At 62.6% G+C, this 20408-nt stretch carries 16 protein-coding genes; 3 read left to right on the forward strand and 13 right to left on the reverse strand.

The annotated features are described in order from the left end of the window. Positions 1 to 157: 157 nt before the first annotated feature. On the reverse strand, positions 158 to 1585 hold the full coding sequence (cls, locus tag AOG28_RS15125) for a cardiolipin synthase (protein WP_054556992.1): 1428 nt from the start codon (positions 1583 to 1585) through the stop codon (positions 158 to 160). A gap of 217 nt (positions 1586 to 1802) precedes the next feature. Further along, a complete protein-coding gene (locus AOG28_RS15130; protein ID WP_054556993.1) occupies positions 1803 to 3308 on the reverse strand; it encodes a fumarate hydratase in 1506 nt (501 codons plus the stop codon). A gap of 347 nt (positions 3309 to 3655) precedes the next feature. Between AOG28_RS15130 and AOG28_RS15135 the strand changes: the two genes are divergently transcribed. Both AOG28_RS15135 and AOG28_RS15140 read left to right on the forward strand, forming a co-directional pair. Further along, positions 3656 to 4609: an N-acetylmuramoyl-L-alanine amidase gene (locus tag AOG28_RS15135; RefSeq protein WP_054556994.1), complete on the forward strand. Its 954-nt coding sequence runs from the start codon at positions 3656 to 3658 to the stop codon at positions 4607 to 4609. Between the two features lie 219 nt (positions 4610 to 4828). Beyond that, complete coding sequence (locus AOG28_RS15140) at positions 4829 to 5188, forward strand: hypothetical protein (RefSeq protein WP_054556995.1); 360 nt, start codon at positions 4829 to 4831, stop codon at positions 5186 to 5188. Positions 5189 to 5400: 212 nt separating this feature from the next. On the opposite strand, the gene AOG28_RS15145 is transcribed toward AOG28_RS15140, so the two are convergent. The 8 genes from AOG28_RS15145 to AOG28_RS15185 form a co-directional block, all read right to left on the reverse strand. Further along, positions 5401 to 6102 (reverse strand): ABC transporter ATP-binding protein, encoded by a 702-nt coding sequence (locus AOG28_RS15145; protein WP_043336899.1) that lies wholly within the window; start codon positions 6100 to 6102, stop codon positions 5401 to 5403. A 74-nt stretch (positions 6103 to 6176) separates the two neighbouring features. Next, positions 6177 to 6932 (reverse strand): high-affinity branched-chain amino acid ABC transporter ATP-binding protein LivG, encoded by a 756-nt coding sequence (gene livG, locus AOG28_RS15150; protein WP_082388869.1) that lies wholly within the window; start codon positions 6930 to 6932, stop codon positions 6177 to 6179. Between the two features lie 112 nt (positions 6933 to 7044). Next, a complete protein-coding gene (gene livM, locus AOG28_RS15155) occupies positions 7045 to 8370 on the reverse strand; it encodes a high-affinity branched-chain amino acid ABC transporter permease LivM (RefSeq protein ID WP_082388855.1) in 1326 nt (441 codons plus the stop codon). Further along, positions 8370 to 9290, reverse strand: coding sequence for a high-affinity branched-chain amino acid ABC transporter permease LivH (livH, locus tag AOG28_RS15160; RefSeq protein WP_043336883.1), 921 nt, complete (start codon positions 9288 to 9290; stop codon positions 8370 to 8372). The genes livM and livH overlap by 1 nt, the downstream gene beginning before the upstream one ends. A gap of 293 nt (positions 9291 to 9583) precedes the next feature. Next, positions 9584 to 10684 (reverse strand): branched-chain amino acid ABC transporter substrate-binding protein, encoded by a 1101-nt coding sequence (locus AOG28_RS15170; RefSeq protein ID WP_442854957.1) that lies wholly within the window; start codon positions 10682 to 10684, stop codon positions 9584 to 9586. A gap of 651 nt (positions 10685 to 11335) precedes the next feature. Continuing rightward, complete coding sequence (uvrB, locus tag AOG28_RS15175; protein WP_054556998.1) at positions 11336 to 13363, reverse strand: excinuclease ABC subunit UvrB; 2028 nt, start codon at positions 13361 to 13363, stop codon at positions 11336 to 11338. Between the two features lie 66 nt (positions 13364 to 13429). Beyond that, the gene (locus AOG28_RS15180) at positions 13430 to 13864 is read right to left on the reverse strand and encodes an OsmC family protein (protein ID WP_054556999.1); all 435 of its coding nucleotides are present in this window, start codon (positions 13862 to 13864) and stop codon (positions 13430 to 13432) included. Positions 13865 to 13951: 87 nt separating this feature from the next. Then, positions 13952 to 14143 carry a hypothetical protein gene (locus tag AOG28_RS15185; protein WP_054557000.1) on the reverse strand — a complete coding sequence of 64 codons (192 nt, stop codon included), beginning with the start codon at positions 14141 to 14143 and terminating at the stop codon, positions 13952 to 13954. A 284-nt stretch (positions 14144 to 14427) separates the two neighbouring features. Between AOG28_RS15185 and ygfZ the strand changes: the two genes are divergently transcribed. Then, positions 14428 to 15564, forward strand: a complete 1137-nt coding sequence (gene ygfZ / locus AOG28_RS15190) for a CAF17-like 4Fe-4S cluster assembly/insertion protein YgfZ (RefSeq protein WP_054557001.1) — start codon at positions 14428 to 14430, stop codon at positions 15562 to 15564. Between the two features lie 124 nt (positions 15565 to 15688). Here the strand turns inward: ygfZ and AOG28_RS15195 are convergent, their stop codons facing one another. The 3 genes from AOG28_RS15195 to mscL all read right to left on the reverse strand — a co-directional run bounded on the left by AOG28_RS15195 (position 15689) and on the right by mscL (position 19996). Continuing rightward, entirely contained in the window at positions 15689 to 18532 is a 2844-nt protein-coding gene (locus AOG28_RS15195) for an EAL domain-containing protein (protein ID WP_054557002.1), read from the reverse strand. A gap of 74 nt (positions 18533 to 18606) precedes the next feature. After that, the gene (locus AOG28_RS15200) at positions 18607 to 19374 is read right to left on the reverse strand and encodes a TatD family hydrolase (RefSeq protein WP_054557003.1); all 768 of its coding nucleotides are present in this window, start codon (positions 19372 to 19374) and stop codon (positions 18607 to 18609) included. A gap of 139 nt (positions 19375 to 19513) precedes the next feature. Next, on the reverse strand, positions 19514 to 19996 hold the full coding sequence (mscL, locus tag AOG28_RS15205; RefSeq protein WP_054557004.1) for a large conductance mechanosensitive channel protein MscL: 483 nt from the start codon (positions 19994 to 19996) through the stop codon (positions 19514 to 19516). Positions 19997 to 20408 lie beyond the last annotated feature (412 nt).

Here is a 20408-nt window from a genome sequence, read left to right on the forward strand (position 1 = left end):
TTTATTCCATACAGAAATAAGAAGGCGATCAGTTATAGCGAGAAGATGCCTGTTGGCGCGGCGATTGGCAAGACCTGCCGAGCGAGTTTTGCTCAGTTCGGCAGGCGCTTGTCGCATGCAGGGCTTTGCATGCAGGGCTTTGCATATAGAGTGCTGCTTACTGGATGGGTGCCAGCAGATAGGCCGCGCGCGAGACCAGCTTGCGCCACATCGGCCGCGCATCCAGCTCTTCGCAGCTGATTTCACGGCAGTGGCGGAAGTCTTCCTCGAGCATCGCCTCCACTTCCGAGGCGAACTGGTGATCAGGCACGAACGCCGTGATCTCGAAGTTGAGGCGGAAGGAGCGATTGTCGAGATTGACGGTGCCGATGGTCGCCGTATGGCTGTCCATCAACATCACCTTCTGATGCAAAAAGCCTGGCTGATAGCGGAAGACACGCACGCCGGAGCGAATCATCTCGGACAGGAACGAGAACGCCGACAGGAACACCAGCAGGTGATCGGGACGCTCAGGAATCATCACCCGCACATCCACCCCACGCAGCGCCGCGATCTTGAGCGCATCCTGCACGCCCTGGTCCGGCACGAAATAGGGGCTGGTGATCCAGATGCGACTGACCGAGGAGTGAATCGCCTGCTGCACCAGCAGGCTGGCCGTCTCGCGGCGGTCCGCCGGGCCGGAGGGCACGATCACCACATGCTGACATTCGTCACAGCTGATCTGCGGCTGCCATTCGAGTGACAGCACCTCACCGGTTGCCCAGTGCCAGTCTTCCCAGAAGGCTTCCTGCAGGCCCATCACGCTGGGCCCCTCTAGCTTGAGGTGGGTATCACGCCAGGCGCCATAGCGTTCGGAATGGCCCAGATATTCGTTGCCGACATTCAGCCCGCCGACGAAGCCGACGCGGCCATCGATGACGGTGATCTTGCGGTGATTGCGGAAGTTGATCTGGAAGCGATGGCGCCAGCCACGCGAGGAATTGAAGGCGCTGACCTCACACCCCGACTCCAGCAGATCATTCAGATAGCCATCGGGCAGCTTGCGCGAGCCGATCTCGTCATACAGGAAACAGACCCGCACGCCGCGTTCGGCGCGGCGCATCAACTTCTGCTTGAGGCGCACCCCCAGCTCATCGTTACGCACGATGAAGAACTGGATCAGGATGTAATCCTCGGCGGCGTCGATGGCGTGAAACAGCGCATCGAAGGTGTGCTCGCCATTGATCAGCAACTTGGCGCGGTTGCCGGTGGTGACCGGCATCATCGCCAGACGCTCGATGGCATCCAGATGGGTGGGGTTGCCGCCCAGTGGGCGTGACAGCCACGGCGAAAGCTTGGGCCGAAAGCGCATCAGCACGCGGCGCATAGTCGAATCGCGCTCCTCACGAGCGCTGACGTAACCATAGAAGCGTGGACGTCCGAACACCCAGTACAGTGGCAGCGCCACATAGGGGAACGTCAGCAGACACAGAATCCAGGCGATCGCCCCTTGTGAAGTGCGGCTCGACATCAGGGCCATGACGGCAGACATGGCACCGAGGATATGACTGGTCAGCAGTAGAAAGCCGAGTAGCCAGGCGGTCATTGCAACTCCATTGCAGGCGTCAGGGTTGCCAGAGTATGCCACAGCAGCGCGCACGACGATGCCGTTGCATTGGCGCTCGAGAAAATGTCTTGAGCGCCGCAAAGCCAAGAACCCCGCCGATGAATGATCAAGGGCGGGGTTCTTCAGGTCATCTCACAAGGACACTTGCCACAAGGACGCATGCCACAGGACGTGACGATTCATCACTCGGCCGTCATCAGGCGCGGCTGGCGATGATTTCCTTCCACTTGGCCGGGCCCGTCTGGTGCACGGAGACGCCCGCGCTGTCGACGGCCACGGTCACCGGCATGTCTTCGACCTCGAATTCGTAGATCGCTTCCATGCCCAGGTCTTCAAACGCCAGCACACGTGACTTCTTGATCGCCTGGGCGACCAGGTAGGCAGCGCCGCCAACGGCCATCAGGTAGCTGGACTTGTTGTCGCGGATGGCGTCGATCGCGGTCGGGCCACGCTCTGCCTTGCCGACCATGCCCAAGAGGCCGGTCTCTTCCAGCAGCGTGCGCGTGAACTTGTCCATACGGGTCGCGGTGGTCGGGCCAGCCGGACCGACGACTTCGTCACGGATCGGGTCAACCGGGCCGACGTAATAGATGAAGCGCCCCTTGAGGTCGACCGGCAGCTGCTCGCCGCGTGCCAGCATCTCGGTCATACGCTTGTGAGCGGCATCACGGCCGGTCAGCAGCTTGCCGTTGAGCAGCAGGGTGTCGCCCGGCTGCCAGCTCTGCACTTCCTCAGGCGTCACGGTGTCGAGGTTGACACGCTTGACGCTGTCGCCTGCTTCACGGGTGATTTCCGGCCAGTCCTCGAGCTTGGGTGCCGGCAGTTCTGCCACACCGCTGCCATCCAGGGTGAAGTGCACGTGACGGGTCGCCGCGCAGTTCGGGATGATCGCCACCGGCTTGTTGGCCGCGTGGGTCGGGTAATCCATGACCTTGATGTCGAGCACGGTGGTCAGGCCGCCGAGGCCCTGGGCACCGACGCCAGTGGCGTTGACCTTCTCGAACAGCTCGAGACGGATCTCTTCGGCGCGGTTGGAGGCACCACGCGCCTGCAGCTCCTGGATATCGATCGGCTCGAGCAGGGACTCCTTGGCCAGCTGCATCGCCTTCTCGGCGGTACCGCCGATGCCGATACCCAGCATGCCGGGCGGACACCAGCCAGCACCCATCTTCGGAATCTGCTCCAGCACCCAGTCGACTACGGAGTCGGACGGGTTGAGCATCGCGAACTTGGACTTGGCTTCGCTGCCGCCGCCCTTGGCCGCGACGTGGATCTCGACGCTGTCACCCGGCACCAGCTTGTGGTGGATGATGGCCGGCGTGTTGTCCTTGGTGTTGGCACGCTTGCCGTCCGGGTCTGCCAGCACGGAGGCGCGCAGCACGTTGTCCGGCAGCAGATAGGCGCGACGCACGCCTTCGTTGACCATGTCATCCAGGCTCATGTCGGCCTCGAAGCGCACGTTCATGCCGACGTGAACGAAGACGGTGACGATACCGGTGTCCTGACAGATGGGACGATGACCCAGGGCACACATCCGGGAGTTGATCAGGATCTGCGCGATGGCATCCTTGGCGGCAGGATTCTCTTCACGCTCATACGCCGCGTTCATGGCGTCGATGAAATCCTTCGGATGGTAGTAGGAGATGTACTGCAGCGCGTCGGCGACGCTCTGGATCAGGTCATCCTGGCGGATCACGGTCATCAGGATCGGCTCCTCAAGGGCAAGCGATGGGAAAGACAGACATACTGGCGCGCAGGGCACAGGGGCGATTACTGTTGTCAGGCACGGTAATCGCGCCGCCACGGGGCGAGCGTCAGGTCAGGTGCGCAGGATTATACCTCATGCGAGCACGAGGCGGCAGAGCGAATCCTGCAACCCGCAAGTCATGAGAATTCAGCAGGTTATGGCCCAGTCTGCGTGATGCTCCCCCGCCCGGAGCCGCCTGCTTCGCTACCGGCAGTCGCGTGCATCGCAAGGCGACTGCCGCCGTCCCGTTGCGGTACCGTCTTGTCATACAGACTCTCCTTTTTAACCACGATGACCGCTCAATGACGCCACGCTACTGTTCACCACGCCCCTGCTCGCCACGCTTCTTCTCACAACGTCTGCTCTCGCTGGCCGCTGCCGCGCTCACTGTGTTGCTGGCAGGCTGTGGCACCCAGCCGGGTTCTGGCGCAGGTGACGGGAGCGATACCTTCGACTGGGTGACGTTCTCCCCCCACGGCAAGAGCAATTCGCGGGTTCGCCATCTGGTGTTGCACTACACCGATGATGATCTGCGCGGCTCCCTGATCAGCCTGACCGGCCCTCAGGTCAGCGCGCATTATCTGCTGTCGGCGCCGATGTCCGAGACCGGCCTGCCGCGCGTCTATCCGCTGGTGCCGGAAGCGCGCCGGGCCTGGCATGCCGGCGTCAGCCAGTGGGGTGAGCGCAGCAACCTCAATGACACTTCCATCGGCATCGAGATCGTCAATGCCGGGCCGCGGGCATTGGTACCACTGGAGGCAGGCGAGCAGGAAGATGCCAGGGCGGCGGTCGCCAGACGCTGGTCCCCCTCGCGTGACTTCGCGCCGTGGAGCGAGGCGCAGATCGCTGCATTGATCACGCTGCTCAAGCCCATCATTGCGCGCCATGGCATCAAGGCGGTGGATGTCGTCGGGCATTCGGACATCGCCCCTGAGCGCAAGACCGACCCCGGCTCGCGCTTCCCCTGGCAACGCCTGCATGACGCCGGCATCGGCGCCTGGCCACGCGCCTCTGACGTGCTGTGCTTCCAGCGTCAGCTGGCAAGCGAGGGTCTGCCATCACAGCAGGTTCTTCTCACAGCGCTCACGCATTACGGCTATCCGGTGGACGCCGCACGTCCCGAATTGTCGATTGCCGCGTTCCAGGCACATTTTCGCCCCGGGGCGATCAGCGGGGCTTTCGATGCCGAAAGTGCCGCGATATTGCTGGCGCTCAACACACGTTACCGCCAGTCACTGGGCTGCCAGTCAACCTGAGACCGCCAGGTGTGGGAACCGGGCAGTCACCTGAATGTCATTTCTCTGCCACATTTTTGACGCAGCATCGGTTCGTCCTTGACGCGCCAAACAGATTTGCATGGCAGTTTGACGACCGCCGTCTACTCTGGGGTGAGGCATGACCAGAGAGGGTCATGGACAGACAAGCTAGCGACTGGCTCGGAGAAGCCGGAATACCCCATCACAATGAGGTTCATCATGGCTGACAACATTCTCAGTGCAGTACCTGATACGGCAGCAGACATGACAACACCCGCCACATCCCCCGGCGCTCTCGGATTCGTCGTCTGTGATGACAATCGTATCTACGGCGCGGGCATGAGCGAAGAAGACTGCCTCGATAACGCCCTCGAGTGCCTGTGTGGTTACTGTGAGCGCAGCGCGCTCAAGAAAATGCTGGAACTATGCCAGGCCGGTGTGCGCTACCCCCTGCGCCAGCTTCCCGCCAGCCAGGCATGCGTCAACAGCTGCCAGGCCTCGGGCCCCACCGATCAGTACCGCATTCATGACGGCGTCGCCTACATGCCCGAAGAGTTTCCCGAATCGCTATCAGCCTGACCTCTGTTCACGCAGGTCACTGGTACTGATAAAGGGACTGGCACGAGCAGCACACCACTGACCGAGCCAGCCTTTGTCCTCTCCCCCCCCCCACCTTCCCACACTTCCACCTCATCCCCATCTCGAGAGCGAAAGAAGACGCCGCCCCCGACACTGACGATTCAGTGCCGGGGGCGGCGTCCTGCCTTGGTGAATCCGATCACTGCCAGCGATCAGCCTCCGAGATAGGCGCGGCGCACGTCGTCGTTGGCCAGCAGCGCCTTGCCGCTATCCGCCAATACCACTCGACCATGCTCCAGTACATAACCGCGATCGGCGATCGACAAGGCACGATGGGCGTTCTGCTCCACCAGGAAGATGGTGGTGCCCTGCTCGCGCAGCTGCTCGACGATCTCGAAGATCTGCCCGATCACGATGGGCGCCAGCCCCAGCGATGGCTCATCGAGCAACAACAGCCGCGGCCGACTCATCAGGGCGCGCCCAATGGCCAGCATCTGCTGCTCCCCACCGGACATGGTGCCGCCGCGCTGCTGGAAGCGCTCCTTGAGACGCGGGAAAAGCCCCAGCACGTGCTCGATGCTGCGCTCGTTCTCCTCCTTGCTCTGGTAATAGCCGCCCATGGCCAGGTTTTCCTCCACCGTCATGCCGGTGAAGATGCGGCGACCTTCCGGCACCACCGACAGCCCGCCACGCATCACGCGCGCCGTGGGCGTGCCGGTGATCTCCTCGCCCTCGAACCACACCCGCCCGCTGGTTGGACGCGGATCGCCACAGATCGACATCAGAAGCGTCGTCTTGCCGGCGCCGTTGGCACCTATCAGCGTCACGATCTCGCCCTGGCCGACGGCCAGCGAGACATCATTGAGCGCCTGCACCGGCCCGTAGTGGGTGGTCAGATGCTCGAGGGCCAGCATGGCCTCCCGGGGCGCGAGTTCCTCACCGGCAAGCGTGGCCTCGGGTGTCACGTCTTCGACATGCTCACTCATGATCACTCTTCCCCCAGATAGGCCTTGATCACGGCATCGTTGCGCCGTATGTCTTCCGGACTGCCATCCGCCAGCGGCTGGCCCTGATTGACCACGTAGATGTGGTCCGAGATGCCCATCACCAGACTCATGTCATGCTCGATCAACAGCACCGAGATGCCCTCATCGCGGGTCAGGCTGACGATCAGATCATCCAGATCACGTGTCTCGTTGGGATTGAGGCCCGCCGCCGGCTCATCCAGCATCAGCAGCCGCGGCCTGGCGACCATGCAGCGCGCGATCTCGAGTCGGCGCTGCTGGCCATAGGCCAGATTGCCGGCCTCGCGGTTGGCGAATTCGAGCAGACCGACTCGCTCCAGCCAGTCGCCGGCATGCTGCATCAGCGCCTTTTCACTGCGTCGATAGCCCGGCGTCTTGAACAGTCCCTTGAGAAGATTGCGTTCGGCGTGCATGTGCTGCGCCACCAGCAGATTCTCGATGACGGTCATCTCCTTGAACAGCCGCACGTTCTGGAAGGTGCGCACCATGCCGGCCTGGGCGATGCGATAGCCCGGCAGACGATGCATGGCGCGGTTCTGGAAATACACCTCGCCACCGGTGGGCTGATAGAAGCCGGAGATGCAGTTGAAGACGGTGGTCTTGCCCGCACCGTTCGGCCCGATGACCGACACCACCTCGCCCGGATGCACCTGCAACGTCACGCCGTCCACGGCCTTGAGGCCACCGAACTGCATGGTGAGATCGCGCACATCCAGCAATGGCGCTCCGCCCTCGGCGCGCGCCTGACGACGCGAGGAGGCGACCGGTGTCGAATTGTCGAGGTCTTGCCTGTCGCGGGCCTGCTTGTCATGGACCTGTTTGTCATGTGTGTCAGCCACGATCGAGCTCCATCTGCGGTCGTTTGAGCGGCACCAGTCCCTGAGGACGCCAGACCATCATCAACACCATCATCAGCCCGAACAGCAGCATGCGATATTCATTGAATTCGCGTGCCAGCTCCGGCAACAGCGTCATGGCGATCGCCGCCAGAATCACGCCCAGCTGCGAGCCCATTCCGCCCAGCACCACGATGGCCAGAATGATCGCCGACTCGATGAAGGTGAAGGACTCGGGGCTGATGAAGCCCTGACGCGCGGCGAAGAAGGCGCCGGCGAAGCCCGCGAAGCTCGCACCGATCGTGAAGGCCGAGAGCTTGATGCCGGTAGGGTTCATGCCCAGCGAGCGACAGGCGATATCATCCTCGCGCAGTGCCTCCCACGCGCGCCCGATGGGCATGCGCAGCAAGCGGTAGATCACGAACAGCGTGATCAGCACCAGGATCAAGGCCAGCAGATACAGGTAGATCACCTTGAGGGCCGGGTCGTAGTCGATGCCGAAGTACTCATGGAAGGCGATATTGCCCTCGTCGGCCCGCCGCGAGAACTCGAGGTTGAACAAGGTCGGCTTGGGAATGCGCGCGATGCCATTCGGGCCGCCGGTCAACTCGGTCCAATTGTTGAGCAGGATGCGGATGATCTCGCCGAAGCCCAGCGTCACGATGGCCAAGTAATCCCCGCGCAATCGCAGTACCGGGAAGCCGAGCAGATAGCCGAACAGCGCCGTCATCAACCCGGCGATGGGCAATGCCTCCCAGAAGCTGAAGCCCAGATAGCTGTTGAGCAGCGCATAGGTATAGGCCCCGACGGCGTAGAAGCCCACGTAGCCGAGATCCAGCAGTCCGGCGAGCCCCACTACCACGTTGAGCCCCAGGCCCAGCATGATGTAGATCAGCGTCAGGGTGGCGAGATCCACCGCCGAGCGGTTGGAGAGAAACGGGAAGATCAGCAGTGCACCGATGGCCAGCATGATCCACAGTTGACGCTTCTGACCGCTCATCACATCAGGGACGCTGAAACGCGAAGGTTTGCGGGTGCGCGCCCGCCACTCCTCGATCTGCGGGCGTACCAGCTGATGCAGGAAGACGGCCAGCGCCGCAGCCAGCAACCAGCCCCAGGTATCCATGCCCATCAAGCGCACCGTGGTGGTGATGCCGGTGGATTCGAGCTGTACCCCCAGCACCGAGCCGCCCAGCACGAGGGTCAGCACGGCGGCCGCGAGCGCCGACCACCAGGGGCGCCGATAGGCAGGCTGGGGCGGCAACGTCTCGGCAGGCGAGGTGCCCGCCTTCTTCAGAGTCTGTTTCGCAAGCTTGGGCATCAGATCTTCTCCACTTCGGGCTTGCCGAGAATCCCGGAGGGACGGAACAGCAGAATCAGGATCAGCAGTCCGAAGGCCACCACATCCTTGTATTCCGTGGACAGGTAACCGCCGGTCAGTGCCTCCGCGACTCCCAACAGCAGCCCGCCCAGCATCGCGCCGGGGATGCTGCCGATACCGCCCAGCACCGCCGCCGTGAACGCCTTGAGGCCGGCGAGGAATCCGATGTAGGGATTGACCACGCCGTAATACATGCCGAGCAGCAGGCCCGCCACGGCGGCAAGCGCCGCCCCGATCACGAAGGTCATCGAGATGATCATGTCGGTATTGATGCCCAGCAGACGCGCCATGCCGGCATCCTGCGAGCAGGCACGACAGGCACGTCCCAGGCGGGAGCGCGAGATGAAGGACGACAGCAGCAGCATGCACACCAGGGTGACGCTGAAGATGATCACCTGCATGTAGGAGAGATTGACCGCGAAGCTTTCCAGCCCGAACTCCCAACCGCCCGGGATCAGGCTGGAGATCGCCATGTCACGCGAGCCCTGGGCCAGACGCATGTAGTTCTGCAGGAAAATCGACATGCCGATCGCCGAAATCAGTGCGATCAGACGCTTGGAGCCACGTACCGGGCGATAGGCCACCCGCTCCACGGCAAAGCCGTAGGCGCAGGACACCAGTACCGCCACCAGCAAGGCGGCCGCCATCAGAAAGAAGGGGTTGGCGATGCCCAGCATGCCCAGCGCCGCGATGACGATGAAGGTCACGTAGGTGCCGATCATGTAGATCTCGCCGTGGGCGAAATTGATCATGCCGATGATGCCGTAAACCATCGTGTAGCCGATGGCGATCAAGGCATAGGTACTGCCGATGGTCAGGCCATTGATGACCTGTTGCAGGAAGTAGAGGATGTCTTCCATTGAAACGACCCTTGGCCGCGACTGTCTTCGGCTTGTGGCCGGTGACCGTCAGGGAAATGCCGCATGCGCGGCGACAACGGGAAGGCACGGCGATATTGCATCACCGTGGACTCGACCGAACGGAGAAGCCCGCCATGCCAGCTGGCATGACGGGAAGCGTCTCGGGGTTGATCCACCACGGCCACATGAGGTCTCGAATAAGGTCTCAAATGATCGCTCAAATGAGGTGCCAGATGAGATGTCACATGGCCGTGGCGAAGGCTGGGCTCAGACGAGCAGAGGCCAGCCGATGATCAATGTGCCGCTTCGCTCTTGGTTCCGTCGGCGTGCCAGTTGTAGACGACGAAGTTGAAGTCCTTCAGATCGCCCTTCTCGTCGTATTCGACCTTGCCGATGGGCGTGTCGAAGCTGTTGGCGCGCAGATATTCGGCAACGTCATACGGATCGGTGGAGTCGGCGCCCTTGATGCCATCGGCGATCAGTTCCACTGCGGTGTAGGCCGGCATGACGAACGGGCCGGAGGGGTCCTGATCCTTGTCCTTGAAGGCCGCGACCAGATCGGCGTTCTTCGGGTCTGTCTCGAAGGCCGGCGGCAGCGTCACGTAAAGCCCTTCGGAGGCCTGACCGGCGATCTTGGAAATGTCCGGGTTGCCGACCCCTTCCGGGCCCATGAAGGGGGCATCGAAGCCCAGCTCACGCGACTGACGCAGCAAGAGGCCCAGCTCCGGGTGATAGCCGCCGTAATAGACGAAGTCGACGTTCTCCTTCTTGAGCTTGGAGATCAACGCCGAGAAATCCTTGTCGCCCGCCGTGATGCCCTCGAACAGCACCACATCGATGCCTGCTTCCTCGACGGTGTCGCGCACGCCGGTGGCGATGCCTTCCCCGTACTGCTGCTTGTCGTGGATCACGGCCATGTGCTTGGGCTTGATCGTCTCGGCGATATAGCGCCCGGCGACCGGCCCCTGCAGGGAATCCAGACCGATGGTGCGGAAAACCAGCTCATAGCCCTGCTCGGTGATGGTCGGGCTGGTGGACGCCGCCGTGATCATCATCACGCCTTCCTCGGCGTAGATGTCCGAGGCCGGCTGGGTCGCGCTGGAGCACAGGTGCCCGATCACGTACTGGACATCGTCATTGACGATCTGGTTGGCCACCGCCACCGCCTGCTTGGGATCACAGGCGTCGTCGTATTTGACGCCCTTGAGCATCTCGCCGTCGACGCCACCGGCGGCATTGATCCGCTCGATGGCCATCTCGGCACCGATGAACTGCATGTCACCGTACTGGGCGACCGGCCCCGTGACCGGGCCTGCCATGGCGATGGTGATATCGGCCTGAGCCTGGGTGGACATCGCCGCGGCGATACCGAGAGCGAGAAGAGACCTGCGCATCATGATGAGAATTCCTGTTCCCGATTATTGTTGTACTACGGCCGGGCAGACCTGACTGACGCTTGGTGGCAGCGCTGGGCTGACCGAAAAAGGGTGGCGACAGTGTCTGTCATTCGCTGACCTTGTGCGCCGCTGCCAGCCTACAGGCAGGGGGTCGACGCGTCAGGAATGCCTTGAAAGCATTATTGGCAGCAGCGAATACGCATGTAAAGTGACCGTTTGGGCGCTCATGAATGCGGCTCGGCAGCCTGCCAATAGCGAAAAGCACCACGCTTTCCAATATGGCCAGACATTCCTCGGAAATCCCGATCAAAGCTAGTCATTGGCACATGCCAACACGCGGATAACAGGATTTCCCTCTCCTCTCGCACCATCAGGACGCACCGCAGTCCCCTGCCCGGCTACGCCCAAGGTTGTAAGAGAAGCAATCCTGCCGCCCTCCCCGAGCAGCCGGCTGCTCCTGAGGCATGCACTGAGCTGCAATGTGATGATCTGCAAGGCAACAGGTAAGATAACGGGATAACTTGTTGATGGCACTCCCCCGTCAGATATCCGCCAGCCCTGAACGCCACGCGCCCGACGATGGGTGACATCGTCGGGCGCGCAGGGTCATGCCTTGAGTGACTCGGGTGCTGGGGATGGAGGATAGCGTCAGCCCAGCGCGATCAGGCGATTGCGGACATCGTTGATCTGATCGCGCAGTCGACCGGCTTCCTCGAACTCGAGATTCTTGGCAGCGGCAAACATGGCATCTTCGAGACGACTGATTTCCTTCTCGAGCGCCTGAGGGCCTTCGGCCGCCAGCGCAGCGTAGTCCGGCGTCTCTTCCGCCACCTGACGCTCGCTGCCCTTGCGACGGCTGCTCTTGCGGCCCGGCGCCTGGGCACCTTCCATGATATCCGCCACCGACTTGGTGATGGTGCGCGGCGTGATGCCGTGCTCGTCATTGAAGGCCATCTGCTTCTCGCGACGGCGTTCGGTCTCGGCGATGGCCCGCTGCATGGAATCGGTGATGCGGTCCCCGTACAGGATGGCCTTGCCGTTGGCGTTACGCGCCGCGCGACCGATGGTCTGTATCAGGGAGCGTTCCGAGCGCAGGAAGCCCTCCTTGTCGGCATCCAGAATCGCCACCAGCGAGACCTCCGGAATATCGAGGCCCTCACGCAGCAGGTTGATACCGACCAGCACATCGAACTTGCCCAGACGCAGGTCACGAATGATCTCGACGCGCTCGACGGTATCGATATCGGAGTGCAGATAGCGCACCCGCACGTCGTGCTCGCCCAGATACTCGGTCAGGTCTTCCGACATGCGCTTGGTCAGCGTGGTGATCAGCACGCGCTCGCCGACCTTGGTGCGCGCGCGAATCTCCGAGAGTACGTCATCCACCTGGGTAGAGGCCGAACGCACCTCGATGACCGGATCGAGCAGCCCGGTGGGACGTACCACCTGCTCCACCACCTGGCCAGCATGCTCTTCCTCGTAGGGACCAGGCGTCGCCGAGACGAATACGGTCTGCGGCAGAATGCTTTCCCACTCCTCGAATTTCATCGGGCGATTGTCGAGGGCCGACGGCAGGCGGAAGCCGTACTCCACAAGCGTTTCCTTGCGCGAGCGGTCACCGCGATACATGCCGCCGACCTGGGGCACGCTGACGTGGGACTCGTCGATGAAGACCAGCGCGTCCTTGGGCAGATAATCGAAGAAGGTCGGCGGCGCATTGCCGGGATCACGCCCCGAAAGATAGCGCGAGTAGTTCTCGATGCCGTTGCAGTAACCCAGCTCCATCATCATCTCGATGTCATAGAGGGTGCGCTGCTCCAGGCGCTGGGCCTCGACCAGCTTGTCGTGCTTGCGCAGGTAATCGAGGCGCTCGACCAGCTCTTCCTTGATGTGATCGACCGCAGCGACGATGGTCTCGCGCGGCGTCACATAGTGACTCTTGGGATAGATGGTCATGCGCGGCACCGACTCGGCCACTTCACCGGTCAGCGGATCGAACAGCCGGATGGAATCGATCTCGTCATCGAACAGCTCGACACGCACCGCCTGCTCTTCGGAATCGGCCGGGAAGATGTCGATCACGTCGCCGCGCACCCGATAGGTACCGCGCCGGAAATCCATGTCGTTGCGGGTGTACTGCAGCTCCGCCAGACGCCTGAGGAAGCCGCGCTGATCGATCTGCTCGCCACGATTGAAGTGCAGGCGCATCTTCAGGTATTGGTCCGGATCACCCAGGCCGTAGATGGCCGAGACGGAGACCACGATGATCGCATCGCGGCGTTCCAGCAGCGCCTTGGTCGCCGACAGGCGCATCTGCTCGATGTGGTCGTTGATCGAGGCATCCTTCTCGATGAAGGTGTCCGAGGAGGCAACGTAGGCTTCGGGCTGGTAGTAATCGTAATAGGAGACGAAATATTCGACGGCGTTGTCGGGGAAGAACGACTTGAACTCGCCGTACAGCTGCGCCGCCAGCGTCTTGTTGGGGGCCATGACGATGGCCGGACGCTGCAGGCGCTCCACGATGTTGGCCACCGTGAAGGTCTTGCCGGAACCGGTCACGCCCAGAAGGGTCTGATGCGCCAGACCCGCGTCCAGGCCGGTGATCAGCTTCTCGATGGCCGCCGGTTGGTCACCGGCCGGCTGAAACTTGGAATTGATGCGAAATGGTTTGCTCATGCGCTCTCAATGGTGGCAGTCAGTCGGGTCTTCAACTGACGACAGGCAGATGATTGCCCAGCGGCATCATTCGCTCGCGGGCGCTTCTCGACTGGTCACCGAGACCCGGGTGCTGGTCATCAGGCGATGGATGGGGCAACGCTCGGAGATCTCAATCAGGCGCGCGCGGGTCTCGGCATCCAGCTCATGACCCTCCTCGGCCAGGAACTGCATGCTGACCGTGAGGCGATATTCGCTGTTGCTGCCACGGCGCTCGTCGCTGTCGTCCCGGTCCACCGTGGTGATGATCCCCGCCAGCGGCAAGCCCTTGCGCCGGGCGTACATCTGCACGGTGATCGACTTGCAGGCCCCCAGCGACAGGTCGAAGTAGTCATGCGGGTCCGGGGCGCTCTCGTCGCCACCGACCACCGCCGGCACATCGACCAGCAACTCATCAAAGCTTGCGACCTGTACCCGTTGCACGAAGCTGCCTGACCGACGGCTGATTACCTCGATGCTCATTCGTCACCTCCCTGTCGCTGATCTATCCGTGATCCCGCTCGTGAGACGTTGCCTGCTTGCCGCCTGTCCAGCGTCACCGCACTGCGGTCACTTGACCTTGTAACCGGCCTTCTCGACCGTCTTGACCAGCGCGTCATAACGCACCTGACCGTCGACTTCGGCAAAGCCACGTCCGACCTCGGCTTCCTTGACGCCATCCATCATCATCAGCGCCGTGGTGACCTTGTTGACATCCTTGACGCTCTCGACGCCGATCAGAGTAAGAGAAAAGCTGGCCATCGTGTCATTCCTGTCATGCAGTAAAAAAGGGGCGCCGCAGCGCATTGCAGCCGTCAAGAATAGCACGGTTGCCTGGCGGTCAGCGCCCATCAGGCTCGTCGCGAGCAAGGCCCGAGAAACGCCTGGCAGGACGGGAACACTGATTTGCCCGCTCTTTTACTGCCACTTGAGGCACAAGGGGCTGACAGCCGCCAGCTGGCGCGTGACAATGCGGGCATCCGACATGCCGCATGGTTGCCAGTGCGCCACCGGCAGTTCACTCCTTCGCAACAGGATGGTGGTAGATGAATCCCTTGAAGACCCTGATGCAAGACCACGGCTACCAGCTCGGCGAGGACGGCCGCCTGACGCTGGGTGAGCCAGCCGACGCCTCCATGCCCCCCGCTGACATGCCTCACGCTGGCGTAGCCGGCCGTGCCTTGGCCGAGAATGCACTGACCCCGCTGGGCAATTTCGAGGTACTCGAGGTCTGCGGCAAGGATGGCGAACGCTTTCTGCAGGGACAGACCTCACAGCAGCTGAGTCTGGTCGATGGCGAGCTGGCGCCGCTGACGACCTTCTGCACCCCGAAGGGACGCATTCTGGCCATGGCCCAGCTGCTGCGCGTCAGCGAAGAGCGCCTGTGGCTGGTGATGCCGGCTGGCACCGCCGAACCGCTGCGTGCCCATCTGGCCAAGTTCGCGCCCTTCTACAAGGTGACGCTGGAGGTGTCGAGTGAGCTGAGCGTGCTCGGCCTGCTCGGTGAGCAGGCTCTGGCGGCCTGTGCCGACGCCCTTGCGGCACCTGCGCTGGCCGAGCATGACCTGGCCATGCGCTCGGTCCTCCCGTCGCCCCTGCAGTCGAGCGAGGACGAAGAACCGCAGACCTGCGCGCTGGCACGCCAGCCGTCAGGCAATACCCCGCGCGCGATACTGGTCGGCCCGCATGCCGTCCTGTCAGACCTCGCGACGGCGCTTTTCGCACGCGATGTGGCCGCCAGCGATGACACCCGCTGGTGCCTGGAAGATATCCGCGCCGGTCTGCAATGGGTCACCTCCGCGCAGACTGACAGCTGGCTGCCGCAGATGCTCAATCTGGAAGCCCTCGCCGCGATCAGCTTCAAGAAGGGCTGCTACACCGGTCAGGAAGTCGTGGCACGCGCCCACTTCCGCGGCCGGGTCAAGAAGCGCCTGCAACGCCTGACGACGGCGCAGCCGGCCGACTTGCCGGCGGTGGGCAGCAAGGTCACAAGCCCCGACGGCAAGTCTCTCGGCGAAGTGCTGCAGGCAGCCCATGATGAGCAGGGTCGCCTGGAGCTGCTGGCCGTGATCAGCCTGCGCGATGAAGAGATCGCATTGGCATTGGAAGATGGCACCCAGCTTGAGCGCAGCGCACTGCCCTATGCCGTCGAGCGTCGCGACCCGGAGCAGCTCAAGGGCTGAAGGATACGGCTTGAAGGACTGAGCGCTGCAAAGCCGCCACAGGAAAGCCCCGCACGTGCCAACGTGCGGGGCTTTTGTCTGCCACGGATTGCTGATATCAGGCGCCTGCTGGGGCTCCCAGCCCTTACAGCCCTTCCGGCAGCCAGCCATCCCCTGCGATCAGGTGCTCGATCAGCTCCTGCACCGGCATCGGTCGTGCATAGAGATAGCCCTGATGCAGCGAGCAGCCATGCGCGAGCAATTCGGCTCGCTGCTCTGGCGTCTCGATGCCCTCGGCCACCACCGCAAGATGGAAGGCCTCCGCCAGCCCCAGCATCGCTTCGATCATGGCCTGCCCCTTGCTGGAGCCCAGCGCCGTCACGAACTGCCGATCGATCTTGAGCTTGTCGAACGGTAGCCGCTGCAACTGTGACAGCGAGGAGTAGCCCGTACCGAAATCGTCCAGTGCCAACGCCACGCCGTGAGCCCGGATGGTCTGGAACAGCACGGCCAGGGTCTGGATATCATCCGGCAGCTGGCTCTCGACCAGTTCAAGCGTCAGGCGCTCACACAGCTCCGGATGCCGGAACAACATTTCCAGGTCTGCCAGGAAGCGCTTGTCCATCATGTGGCGCACGGTCACGTTGACGCTCAGATGCAGCTCATGGCCGCTCTCGTGGACGCGCATCAGGGTCGCGATGCTCTCCTTGAGCACCCAGCGCCCCAGCGCGACATCCAGGCGGGCGGACTCGACGATGGCCATGAAGTCCGCCGAGCCCATCAAGCCATGTTCCGGGTGCTGCCAGCGAATCAACGCCTCAGACAGCTGCAAGCGGCCGGTACGCCCGTCGACGATCGGCTGCACGAAGAGCCTGAGCTGATTCTCGCGCAGCGCGACGGTGAACTCGGCCTCCAGCTGCTTGAGGCGACGCAACTCACGCTCCGCCTCTTCATCGAAGAAATGCCACTCGCGTTGGCATTGCTGGGTATCGTGCAGGGCACGTTCGGCGCGATAGACCAGCGCATCCACCTGATGGCCATCCTCGGGATAGCGCGTGATGCCCAGGCTCGGCTGCAGATAGATCACCTCATCATTGAGCGTGACCTTGTCGCGCACGGCATTCAGCAGGTTGTCCAGCCAGCCGCTGATACCGCCTCGCGTCGCTTCCAGCAGCCGGCGCTGGACCATGATCAGCAGCCTGTCGGTCTCGAGGCGCGCCACATCGCCGGAATTTCCCAGCAAGGGAGCGATGCGCTTCTGGACCTGCTCCAGCTGGTGATTGCCCGGTTCGGCGCCGGCATGATCGTAGAGCACCTGCAAGCCGCCGATCCTAAGCGCCATCAGCACGAAGCCCTCCATCGGCGCGACCTCGCCCAGCTGGTCAATCCGCACCTTGATCAGGCGCAGCATGCCTTCACGGCTGAGCAGGCCGGTATCGAGATCCGTCTCGCGCTCCTCGAGCAACTGGTGCTGGAGCAGCACGCGCTCCTGCTCCAGTCCTCTTACCACCAGAGTATCGAGGGTCATGTCCAGCAACGGCATCATCTCGGTGGCGTTGAGTCGATGGCCGCGACTGGCCACCAGCAGCAATTCGCTGCGCCCGGGATGCGGCGAGACCGAATAGCCCATCAGCTGGCTGGCGCCCAGTCGCTGGCACAGCAGCAGCGCGCGATCTTCCTGCTCATCGACATTTTTGTCGACGCTCCCATCGCCATCGCGTCGCGAGCGATCGCCGGCTGACACGCACACGCGCCCCACCGGCAGGCGCCAGAGAGGATCACGCCGCAACGATGCCTCACTCAACCACTCACGCTCATCGTGACTCTGCAGAATCAGGTAGCCGGCGTTGGGATTTCCCACCTCACGCCGATAGATGATGATCTCTGCCCCCAGCATCTCGCGCACGCGCTGCAGGTAGCGGGTGAGAGACGCACGCGCATTCTGCGGCGTGTGGGTTTCATAGGGGACGCTCAGGAATTGCTGGTTGAGAATGCTGTGGCGCTGGTATTGATGCTCGAGATAGGCGCCATAGGCCCGACTCGCCCTGCGGCGCCGACTGTCGCGCACCAGCATGCCGATGGTGCCCATGCCCGCCAGCACAATGATCAACAGCAGCACCGCCAGCGGAGTGCCCATCTCCTGCAGCAACTGAGCGACGCGATTTTCATCCTGCCAGCAGGCCTTGGCATGGTTGTAGCGATCGGCCCGACCAGAAGCGGGCAAGGCCACGCAGACCTGCTGCGTCGCGATGGGCTGTGGCATGGCGTTGCTGACCACCTGCAGACCCTTCAAGCCCAGCACGGCCGCCTGCTCGTCCAGCAGGTCTGCCGTGAGCGGCATGCCCAGAATCAACAGCCCCTGCTCGTCACGCGGTGGCAAGGCCTCCTCATCCTCGTAGAGCCCCTGCATGCCGATCAGCCATGGCTGGTTGTCGACGATCAACCAGGCCAGCTGAGGTTGTGTCGGTGACTGGCGGGCCGCCTGCATGACGGGGGCGAGCGCACGTCGCCAGCTCACCGGCTGCTTGCCCAGCCAGTCGGCCCCCGGCGACCCGGCGTTGTGCTGCACCCAGGCGGCCACCTGTCCATCGCCACGCACCGCAGAGATCAGATGTATGCCGGTATTGATGGCGAACTCGGGGCCATACATGTACTCGAGCCAGGTCGTGTCGAGCTCGGGCTCGCGCAGAAACCTGGTCACGACTTCTTCCCAGTAGCCATTCTCCTGCAACTGTCCCGCGAGCAGGCGCTGTTCACTCTGGACCCACAAGGCCAGGCGCTGCCTGTCGGACTCACGATCCGCCTCGCGGGATTGCGTGATCTGGCTGGCCGTCAACCAGGCGGTGGCCAGCAATGCCGCCAGCAACAGCAGCGGCAGCAGGTAAATCCGATAGCGGGGGCCAGCAGGCAGGGAGGCGTGCGCGAAGACAGCAGAAGACTCGTGTGCCGGCACACGAGAGGAGGAACGCGATGCTGAAGAATCTGACATTGATTTACCGATGATGAGGCGACCTCCTGAACCGGGTCGGCAGGCTGTCGCCTGGCCTTTGAGGTCAGTCTAGATCAGACGTTCAGTTGAAGAATACGCTGCACATTCGTCGTGGTGGATAACGCGATATCGTGGCGACTGCTCGAGCGGAGTTCCGCCACCACGTCCGCGACCTTGGCCACTCGCGATGGCTCATTGCGCTGGCCCTGGAACCCGCACAGCGGCATGTCGGGGCTATCGGTTTCCAGCACGAAGCCATCGTCGGGCAGTGACGCCACCATTCCGCGCAGCTTGTTGGCACGCGGGTAGGTCACGCTGCCGCCCAGCCCCAGCACGAAGCCAAGCTCGAGAAAGCGCTCCGCCTGCACCTGACTACCCGCGAAGGCATGAATGATGCCGCCACGGGTGAGTCGTGCCTGCTTGATACGCTTGGCGACTTCGTCATTGGCGCGTACGCAGTGCACGATGACAGGCAGGGAGAATTCGCGTGCCATGCTCAGCTGGGCCTCGAACAGCTGCCATTGGGCGTCATGATCGGCCAGTCGCGCATCGAAGCCACATTCGCCCAACGCGACGACATGATCAGCATGCTGATCGAGAGCCTGATGAAGCGCCGCCAGCGCGTCATCGCCATGCTCGGACAGAAAATAGGGATGCAGTCCCAGAGCACCGAAGATACGCGCCGTTGAATCCGCCAGCGCCAGCACTGCCGAAAAGCTTGCCACCGTGGTGGCGGGCACCACGAAGGCCGAGACGTCTTCCTGCTCGGCACGCGCGATGACCGCCTCACGATCCGGCGTGAAGTCAGCGAAATCCAGATGGCAATGGCTGTCGATCAGCATGGAATCTCCCGGTGATGGTCGTACAGCCATCGTGCTATATCTGCGTGTGACAGACAAACGAAGGGACCGGCCTGGTGGCCGGCCCCTTGAGGACGAGTGTCGATATTGCTTGTCTGTCGTCGTGACTGACGCAGATGGCCTAGGCCGCCTCCACCGGCGCTGCCGGCGCCAGCTCGGAGGTGCAATGACCACAACGGGTCGCCGCCAGCGGCACCTTGGAAAGGCAATACGGGCAATCCTTGTCGGTGACCTCTTCCGGCGCTTCCTCGGCTTCCTTCTTGAGCTTGTTGATCTGGCGGATCAACACGAATACCGCCAGCGCCACCAGCGCGAAACTGATGATGGCATTGATGAACAAGCCATAGTTCAGCGTGACGGCTCCCGCTTCCTTGGCGGCCTCGAGACTGGCGTAGGGCGCGGCCTGAGCGCCTTCCTTGAGGACGACAAAGAAGTTGGCGAAATCGACTCCGCCGATCAGCAGCCCGATCAACGGGTTGAGCATGTCACCGACCAGACTCTTGACGATCAGTGTGAATGCCCCGCCGATGATGATGCCGACCGCCATGTCGACGACGCTTCCCTTGACGGCAAAATCACGAAATTCCTGCATGAATCCGGACATCTGTCATCTCCTGTCACTCGCTAACCATCCGGTGGATTGCCACGCATCATGCATGGCCCGCACTGAGACACATCCCACGCCATTGTTGTTGTCATTGTCTGCGCCCTACCGACCTTCGCCCCAGCAAGCTTCATCACACGGATGCCAGCAAGACAACATGACCCGAACATTATGCCGTGCTGATGCCGCGCCATGGGTTGGCTGTGTAAACGTAGGGTTACACGCATGTCTGGCCACAAAAAGTGCCACCTTTATCCGGGCATAAAAAAACGCCACCCCGAGGGGTGGCGTTCTTCATGCCGTGATCGACGGTCTCGCTATCGCAGCGTCGCTGTGGCAGCGCCATTACGACATCGCCGCTAGGGCAACGCCGTTACGGCAGCGCCGCTGTGGCAACGCCGTTGTGGCAACT

Source organism: Cobetia sp. UCD-24C (assembly GCF_001306765.1).
GTDB lineage: Bacteria > Pseudomonadota > Gammaproteobacteria > Pseudomonadales > Halomonadaceae > Cobetia > Cobetia amphilecti.